Raw genomic sequence first — 7,026 nt, 5'->3', positions numbered from 1 at the left:
CTTTCTCATACGCTTGAATGAATTAGATTTAAAGGAATTTAGATCAATAGATGTTGCTAACAAGCTTGATCTCCCGAGATAATATGTTTCAAATCTTCTTAGAAGACTCTTCATGATGGGCTTTCTAAAAAGAAGAAGAGTAAAGAGAATCTACATCTCAAAGCATGGAAAAATTTGCTATAAGGGATTTGAATATGTATACAGTTTTTCAAGGCAGGGTCTAAGTTATATCCAATGGATGAAGAATGAAAAGCCGATGGAGGATCTATGTTACTTCTCAATTATTAAGGAAATTCTTGAGAATCTACCTGATGACTTAAGATCAAAACTTGCCCTTATATCGACGGCTAGATCCACTCATAAATATAAGGGGCCTAGTCGACGTTTCAACATTTTTATTAATCCAGCAGTATTAATAGCAAATTTAATGGTTGAGATAGAAAAACTTCAACATGAATTAAAAGAGGCATATATGGAGCTCACTAAATATCAAGCTTTAATCGAAGGTATCAAGTTTGGATTGAGAATGGGAAGTGAAGAGAAAACTAGCATAATTGAGCTGATTAAGCTTGTCAAACTTGTAAATCAAATTATAGAGCATATAAATTTACTGTCCAACCTCATCATATACTTAATACACCTTGTTCATCTTTATCGAGGTAGAGCTGAACTCTTTCTATTTATTTTAGCTTCTCTTTCAAGTAGGGATAAGATTGAGAAGCTCCTTATTCTTCTGAGAGAGGTTGAAGCACCTAGACTTAAAGCCCTTAAGGAGCTTGAATCTAAATTATCTTCTCTTCTCTAATAATTTTTCAATTATTTTTGGTAGATTGTATTTTATGAATTTTCTAACTGTTAATGGTGGATTTTGTTCAACTAATGCGTGGAGTAGAGTGTCTATTAATATGAATCTTGAATCCTTCTCAATTAAGGGATGAATCAACTTGTCTATAAGTCTATTCAATTCAGACCTACTATACCCCTTCCCCATACAATAATTCAATAACAACTCAACCAAATAAGCCTATTGAACTAACACTCATATGCAAATGTTATTTTATCTCTGTTAGGGTTACAAGATATCATTTCAGGCTCTAGAGGAAACCTACTTCCTACACCTTGTCGCCGAGGAGTATAGTCCACAGCGTGAGAAGTGTATTATTGATGAATTCTATTAAAATGTCAAGGCTTACCTCTAATAACTAACAGGTTTAAGAGGCTATGAAATCCGGGGTATACGCCATGTGGGAGTTGTTCTTGGTGGTGCACCAGTATTCGGATTAATTGTTACTCTTGGTGTTTGGATTAATGGCAGGATGACTAGGAAGGTTTTGATGGAGTACTTTAGAAGAATGGATGAATATTTCAGGAAGATGGATGAGGGATTCGCTAGATTGAATGAAAGATTCTAGGAGTTGATAAAACAGCATAATGAGTTGATTAAGCAACATCAAGAACTCGTTAAACAGCATAACGAGATATTGAAGTGGATTATTGAATTAACTTATGAAGCACTTCTACATAGTAAGAAATTTAAATGTATTGAGATTTATTGGAGGTAGGGTTTAAGGTTTGAGTTTAGAGGAAAGAATTGCTAGGATTGAGAAGGATATCTCTTATCTCCGGGGTATTGTCGAACAGATGGATAAGAGATTGAACCATCTAGAATCAGAACTCATGGAGTTGAGGAGGGATTTGAATCGTAGATTTCTATGGCTTTTAGGAGTACAGATCTCGATGTGGATAACAATAATAATAGCAATACTGTTCAAATAATGATTTACATGTTCCTAGATCTATGAGGGTACGCTTTATTACTAGTGAGGTTTTTGTGAGGAGGATTGGTGGTTTTGATAGGCTTGTCAGAGTTGTTGGTAGAGAGCTTACTAGACGGGGTTTCGATGTACATGTTCTCACATGGGATAAGGAGGGCGGGTATTGAGTTTTCGAGGTTGATGGCGTAACTGTACATATGACACGTGTATCCTTAATACATAGATTACAGTTTACATGGTAAGACATTCAAGGGACTACGCAAGGTTATTCCTATAGGCAAAATCAACGCTGATATGTACGTACTTATTGGCTATATAGTTGAAACTCTTCTAACTCAGAAAGCACCGCCTAAGGCTAAACACAACATCCAGACTAAACCCCTTCAATTGGATTGAATGCTTATATAGCGTGGGTTCAGAGGAATTCTTGTGTACTTTGAAGGTAGCATGCAAGAACCTTGTTTAGCTATGATATATGTCCAAAATATTTACATACCTTTTGGAATAATAGGTGGTCAGTAACCTAGATATAAATTCTTAAGTAAATAACTTCACAGTAAGGTTTATAGATTTTCCATGAGATTATGTGTTTTATAGATAGTATTTAATCTATATCATAGGTGTAAGAATTGAGAAAAAGTATGAGAGGTAAGAAATACATTATCCCTGTAGTAAGGTCTTTTATGGATTGGACTCATGGTGCTTATGAATACGTAGAGGAGATATATATACAAAGTTTAAGAATAGCATTTAATGAAAAAGGCTTCATTTTTAGAACTAGTGAAGATAGATATAAGCCACTAAGATTACCTACAGGAAGAGAAATTCCTGTAAAATATCTAGGTGAGGTAGATGTCTTAGATAATGATATAGAAATATTCCTAAAATACCTTAAGTATAAGGAGGAAGCAGAAAGAATCATTAAGAAATACTTTAAAAAGATAAAGTAGCTAGCAATCACCATTCCTATAAAACATCACTTAAATAATCTAACTTTATTGCCCACTTATAAATACTTACAGAATAAAGAATAGGGTGGGCTGAAACATTAGTTTGTAGCTTTTTGTGTTATAGCGTCTCTTTTATGTCTCTTAGATTTATAAGTTTTTCTTTGTATGAATGTATTGGAGACTTGAACCTGATGAGTATTGAGGGTGATGAACTATAAGACGAGCCTTGATTACCTGAGGGGAGTTCTACTCCCATGGGGTGGTCAGAGCGAAAACAGCCATAATGAACCCATCTATGGTGGATAGAAAAGATATAATTTGATAGATGAAACTATGGAAGGGTGAACGTTGACACTCCCCCTACTTAAGTAGGGGGATTCTTGCTTCTAAGGTGTTCATCTTTCGGGTGTTCATAGCCCTTCTAGGCTCCCATCTGCATCCATCCCACCTTAGAAGCAAGGGGTGTGCCACGAGATTAAATCCCTCTTTTATTTAACTTCCTCATTTCGATATAGAGTTCTTCAAGCTTATCATAAAACGGTTGTAACCTCTCAGTAGTTCGTTGATGGGGTGGGATTTGTCTAATTTCTCTGGTTATCTTCACCGCCTCTATAATCAATAATGCTTGTCGTTTCTTATTTATCAGGAACGGAAGAATTTGAGGAACAATTACCCTTAGTCCCCCCGCTGTTACTCTAAGCTCATACTCTCTTTTCCAATTACCCTTTCTACTTGGGGCATACCTTAATTCTCGTATGAAACCAACACCAATAACATGCTTTATTGCTTCAAGAAATTCTTTATTTGTATTCGAAATAACCAATATTGGGCGATATGTATTCCTTCCATTATGTTGGTTCGCCCTTTCTATATAAAATCCTCCATCGCAATCAATTATTCCCGCCAACCATGTCCACTTTTCTCTTTCGTTCCTAAATTTTATCATGCCACCACCCTGATGGGCATACCTCCACTGTGGAGGGTGCCCATGTTCAATACGCCAACTGCATCCCTATGTGCTTCTAATCCGCAATTTAGACACTGAAACAACCTTCCACGCCTGACGACCCTATCGGAGCCACACCTGATACATATGCTAGAAGTTTTGTACTCGCTAACCTCTACCACTTCTATGCCATACTCCTCTGCCTTCTCTTTAAGTCTTTGAATAATCCATCTAAAGCTCCAGAAGTTGTGGGTCATGGAGTTGGTTTTAGCATTCCTATGGTTGTTATCCCTTATGCCTTTAAGGTTACCGACCACTATCTTAGAGATACCATTTTCAACAGCATACTCAACTATCCACTTCACCATAGCATTTATTGCGTGTCTGAATCGCCTCTGCCTCTTCCTAAAGAGTCTTCTGAGCTTTCTCGATGTTCTAACTCCATTTATTCTGGCTAGTCTGCTCTGCTCTCTGGCAATCCTTCCAGTCCAGTACCACCAGTCGGCTAGTAGCTCTCCCCCTCTAAACGCTACGGGTTGCTTCATCCCTTTATGCCATATTGTGGCTAGACATCTAACGCCTAAATCGATGTAGAGGGGCTTACTGCCTCCTCTCATGGGAGGCCTCTCAACCTTAACCGTCATAAAGCCCCTCCACACTTTATCAACATCATCGTAGATTATCTCTAATCTTCCTTGCTTACCATTCCATTTTAGTTCTCCTTTCCATCTTAGTTTAAGCCCTTTAGGGAGGTATAGATACTTATCATCAATTCTGTAGCAGTCACTTCTAATGATTATTCTAAGCTCTCTCCTACCATCTTTCTTCCAGTATCTAGGTATGGATACCTTCTTAATGTGTGGCGGCAGTTTACCTTTTCTCTCCAACTTCTTCAGTTTTAGGAAACTTCTCCAAGCCTCATTATTCTTTTTTATCACCTGTTGTGTAGTCGCAGAACCTATTATTGGAGCATATTTCTCATATAAGTGTCTTGGATACCATGAGAACCTCTTGTAGTATATATAGGCTTGTCTCCTCTCAAAGTTCAGTTCATTCCAAAGTCTAGCGCAATTATCTGCCAGTTCCCATAGTGTTGGATTATTCTCAATCATGAATGTATTTGTTCTCTTCATTTCTTCCCACCCTGTTCTTCAATATATTTTCTTATTGTTTCAGCAGATACATGACCTGCTGTTGAAACAAAATAGCTTCTAGTCCATAGAGATGGGAGCTTTAACAATTCTGGAAACTCCTTTCTAAGTATCCTAGATGTCCTCCCTTTGATACGTCTTAAGACTATGTGTGGAGACCAGTAGGGCTGAACTGATATGAAGAGGTGTACATGGTCGGGTTTAACTTCTAGTGCTAGAATCTCCCAGCTATACTCCTCAGCTATCTCCTCTATAAGTTGCTTTAGCCTCTCCCTAATACGACCAACTAGTACGGGCTTTCTTCTTTTTGGAATCCATACGAAGTGGTAGTTACAGAGATATACTGCATGTCTAGTTTGTCGATAGCTCATCAATATCCACAGTAGGTTGTCGATTATTTAAACCTATCGACACCATTCATCTCCCCACTAAAGATGGGGAGCTTTCTGGCGTTACTTTTGTAAGTAATTCATTTCCTTTGGATTGATTTTCTTTGTGAGATTACTAATGAGAGTTAGATAAGATGTTCTTATCAGAAAGTTTATTAGGTTCTAACTAAATATATGGTTCTGGTGATAGTGCTGGGTTTAACTGTTAAGGCAAGAATTGGGAAGAAACGGGTACTTGTTATTCCTAAAGTAATAGCTGATGCTCTTAATTTAACTGAGGGGTCTAGAGTTAGGATAACAGCTACAAAGGATAAGATTATTATTGAACCATTACGTGATGCTATATGGCTATCTCTGTATGGAGAGAAGATAGCTCAAATAACACTTAAAGAGCTTGAGGAAGAGAGTCTTGAACAGCAAAGAAAGTACATCAAAGAGTAAACTAAGATTCTTAGTTGATACTAGTTTCCTTCTTCCAGCAATGGGTATAGAAACTGATAAAGAAGTTATGGAAGTCATAAAACACTTTCACATAGCTGAAATACATTATTTAGAGGTAAGCATTTTAGAAGCTATGTGGAGGATCACTAAAGTAGTTCCAGCTAATAAACTCGACAGGGTTAAGGAGGGAATAAGGTCGATAAGAGAAACATATAGACAAGTTAATCCTCCACCAGAAGCTTACATAGATGCTTATAAGCTATACCATGAAGGACATAAGGATTACATTGACAACCTAATATACGCAACTTCCCAAAAACTAAACCTCCCTTTACTAACAGTAGATAGAGAGTTCATTAATTTCCTTAAAGAAAAAGGCCATCCTATACACAATATAATAACACCTAATAAGATAAAACAAGCAAGAACATCATCTTAACTCACAAACATGAAATTCCTATAATAAGAAGTTAGTGAGATTAACGAATATAAGACCTCAAGTGTATGCCCATTTTGTGGACTAGAAGGCACTAGAAGGTATAGAGGATTATTCTACTGCCCTAACTGTAATAAAGTAATGAATGCAGATGTAGTTGGAGTCTTAAATATAGCTAAGAGGTGTGGCACCATAATCCCGAGTCTCTCTTGGAGGGATAGGGATAACGGGCTGGTGGCACAGCCCCTGCTTCTAGGATGGAACGGATGCAGGTGGGAGCCTAGAAGCAGGAATCCCCTACTTAAGTAGGGGAGTGTCAAAGTAATATAACTTAAAATAAATATTGGATTAAGTGTAGTTAATTATGGCTTTAGGGTGTCTTGGATGGGTCATACTGTTGCTAGGGTTAGGATTTGTAATCCATGTGATGAATCTAGGTGTATGGATTTAGAGTTGCTTGTTGATACAAGTTCAACTTATACTTGGATTAAACGCAGTAAGTTAGAGGAGTTGGATATTAAGCCTATGACTAAGTGGAAGTTTAGAACTATTGAGGGTAGGGTTATTGAGAGAGATATTGGTGAAGCAGTTATTGAGTGTATGGATGAAAGAGCTACCACCATCATAGTCTTTGCAGAAGATAATGATGCAGAAGTCCTTGGAGTATATGGTTTAGAGGGGCTTAGATTGGAAGTGGACCCGGTAACTAAGCAGTTGAAGAAAATTGAAGCACTACTAGCACTATACACTTCATAGTGAAATCATACACTATTTTGGCTAGTCATGTACTGCTCATGTATGGGTGGGAGACTATAAGTATAGATGAGAAAAAGAAGGCTTTTGTTGATCTATTTAATGAATTGAGTATGCGTGATAAATCTCTTTTGTCTGATATTGATTTAATCACAATTAGTAGGAGTCCTGAAGATGTCTTTGAT

12 protein-coding genes are annotated in these 7,026 nt (G+C 37.2%); 8 read left to right on the top strand and 4 right to left on the bottom strand.

Annotated features, from left to right (window positions below):
- Positions 1-112 precede the first annotated feature (112 nt).
- Complete coding sequence (locus ACW8TM_RS06600; protein WP_491532490.1) at positions 113-805, top strand: hypothetical protein; 693 nt, start codon at positions 113-115, stop codon at positions 803-805.
- Here the strand turns inward: ACW8TM_RS06600 and ACW8TM_RS06595 are convergent.
- Positions 788-964: a hypothetical protein gene (locus tag ACW8TM_RS06595; RefSeq protein WP_491532489.1), complete on the bottom strand. Its 177-nt coding sequence runs from the start codon at positions 962-964 to the stop codon at positions 788-790. The genes ACW8TM_RS06600 and ACW8TM_RS06595 overlap by 18 nt on opposite strands.
- Positions 965-1,244: 280 nt before the next feature.
- Here ACW8TM_RS06595 and ACW8TM_RS06590 point away from each other — a divergent pair, with 280 nt between their 5' ends.
- The 3 genes from ACW8TM_RS06590 (at position 1,245) to ACW8TM_RS06580 (ending at position 2,725) form a co-directional block, all read left to right on the top strand.
- A complete protein-coding gene (locus ACW8TM_RS06590) occupies positions 1,245-1,412 on the top strand; it encodes a hypothetical protein (protein WP_491532488.1) in 168 nt (55 codons plus the stop codon).
- 160 nt (positions 1,413-1,572) lie between these two features.
- Positions 1,573-1,776, top strand: a complete 204-nt coding sequence (locus ACW8TM_RS06585) for a hypothetical protein (RefSeq protein ID WP_491532487.1) — start codon at positions 1,573-1,575, stop codon at positions 1,774-1,776.
- Positions 1,777-2,404: 628 nt separating this feature from the next.
- Positions 2,405-2,725, top strand: coding sequence for a hypothetical protein (locus ACW8TM_RS06580; RefSeq protein ID WP_491532486.1), 321 nt, complete (start codon positions 2,405-2,407; stop codon positions 2,723-2,725).
- A 475-nt stretch (positions 2,726-3,200) separates the two neighbouring features.
- Here the strand turns inward: ACW8TM_RS06580 and ACW8TM_RS06575 are convergent, their stop codons facing one another.
- From ACW8TM_RS06575 to tnpA, 3 genes are read right to left on the bottom strand one after another with little or no spacing between them, the layout of a single operon-like run.
- Positions 3,201-3,671, bottom strand: coding sequence for a hypothetical protein (locus ACW8TM_RS06575; RefSeq protein ID WP_491532485.1), 471 nt, complete (start codon positions 3,669-3,671; stop codon positions 3,201-3,203).
- Entirely contained in the window at positions 3,668-4,804 is a 1,137-nt protein-coding gene (locus ACW8TM_RS06570) for an RNA-guided endonuclease InsQ/TnpB family protein (protein ID WP_491532484.1), read from the bottom strand. The genes ACW8TM_RS06575 and ACW8TM_RS06570 overlap by 4 nt, the downstream gene beginning before the upstream one ends.
- The gene (gene tnpA / locus ACW8TM_RS06565; RefSeq protein ID WP_491532483.1) at positions 4,801-5,193 is read right to left on the bottom strand and encodes an IS200/IS605 family transposase; all 393 of its coding nucleotides are present in this window, start codon (positions 5,191-5,193) and stop codon (positions 4,801-4,803) included. Before tnpA ends, ACW8TM_RS06570 begins: the two co-directional genes overlap by 4 nt.
- A gap of 207 nt (positions 5,194-5,400) precedes the next feature.
- Between tnpA and ACW8TM_RS06560 the strand changes: the two genes are divergently transcribed.
- The 4 genes from ACW8TM_RS06560 (at position 5,401) to ACW8TM_RS06545 (ending at position 6,844) form a co-directional block, all read left to right on the top strand.
- The gene (locus ACW8TM_RS06560; RefSeq protein ID WP_491532482.1) at positions 5,401-5,652 is read left to right on the top strand and encodes an AbrB/MazE/SpoVT family DNA-binding domain-containing protein; all 252 of its coding nucleotides are present in this window, start codon (positions 5,401-5,403) and stop codon (positions 5,650-5,652) included.
- Positions 5,621-6,091, top strand: coding sequence for a PIN domain-containing protein (locus ACW8TM_RS06555; RefSeq protein ID WP_491532481.1), 471 nt, complete (start codon positions 5,621-5,623; stop codon positions 6,089-6,091). The genes ACW8TM_RS06560 and ACW8TM_RS06555 overlap by 32 nt, the downstream gene beginning before the upstream one ends.
- A 39-nt stretch (positions 6,092-6,130) precedes the next feature.
- Positions 6,131-6,397 (top strand): zinc ribbon domain-containing protein, encoded by a 267-nt coding sequence (locus ACW8TM_RS06550; RefSeq protein ID WP_491532491.1) that lies wholly within the window; start codon positions 6,131-6,133, stop codon positions 6,395-6,397.
- A 75-nt stretch (positions 6,398-6,472) separates the two neighbouring features.
- The gene (locus ACW8TM_RS06545) at positions 6,473-6,844 is read left to right on the top strand and encodes a hypothetical protein (RefSeq protein ID WP_491532480.1); all 372 of its coding nucleotides are present in this window, start codon (positions 6,473-6,475) and stop codon (positions 6,842-6,844) included.
- Positions 6,845-7,026: the final 182 nt, after the last annotated feature.

The sequence above is a fragment of the Candidatus Culexmicrobium sp. genome, assembly GCF_058356305.1.
The sequence above is the reverse complement of the archived record's forward strand: the minus strand, read 5'-3'. Positions and strand labels throughout refer to the sequence as shown.

What these genes read in the sequence shown, in the direction of transcription:
- ACW8TM_RS06545 (WP_491532480.1), top strand. Translation starts at nt 6,473, where the DNA reads ATGGGTCATACTGTTGCTAGGGTTAGGATTTGTAATCCATGTGATGAA.
- ACW8TM_RS06600 (WP_491532490.1), top strand. Translation starts at nt 113, where the DNA reads ATGATGGGCTTTCTAAAAAGAAGAAGAGTAAAGAGAATCTACATCTCA.
- ACW8TM_RS06575 (WP_491532485.1), bottom strand. Translation starts at nt 3,671, where the DNA reads ATGATAAAATTTAGGAACGAAAGAGAAAAGTGGACATGGTTGGCGGGA.
- ACW8TM_RS06570 (WP_491532484.1), bottom strand. Translation starts at nt 4,804, where the DNA reads ATGAAGAGAACAAATACATTCATGATTGAGAATAATCCAACACTATGG.
- tnpA (WP_491532483.1), bottom strand. Translation starts at nt 5,193, where the DNA reads ATGAGCTATCGACAAACTAGACATGCAGTATATCTCTGTAACTACCAC.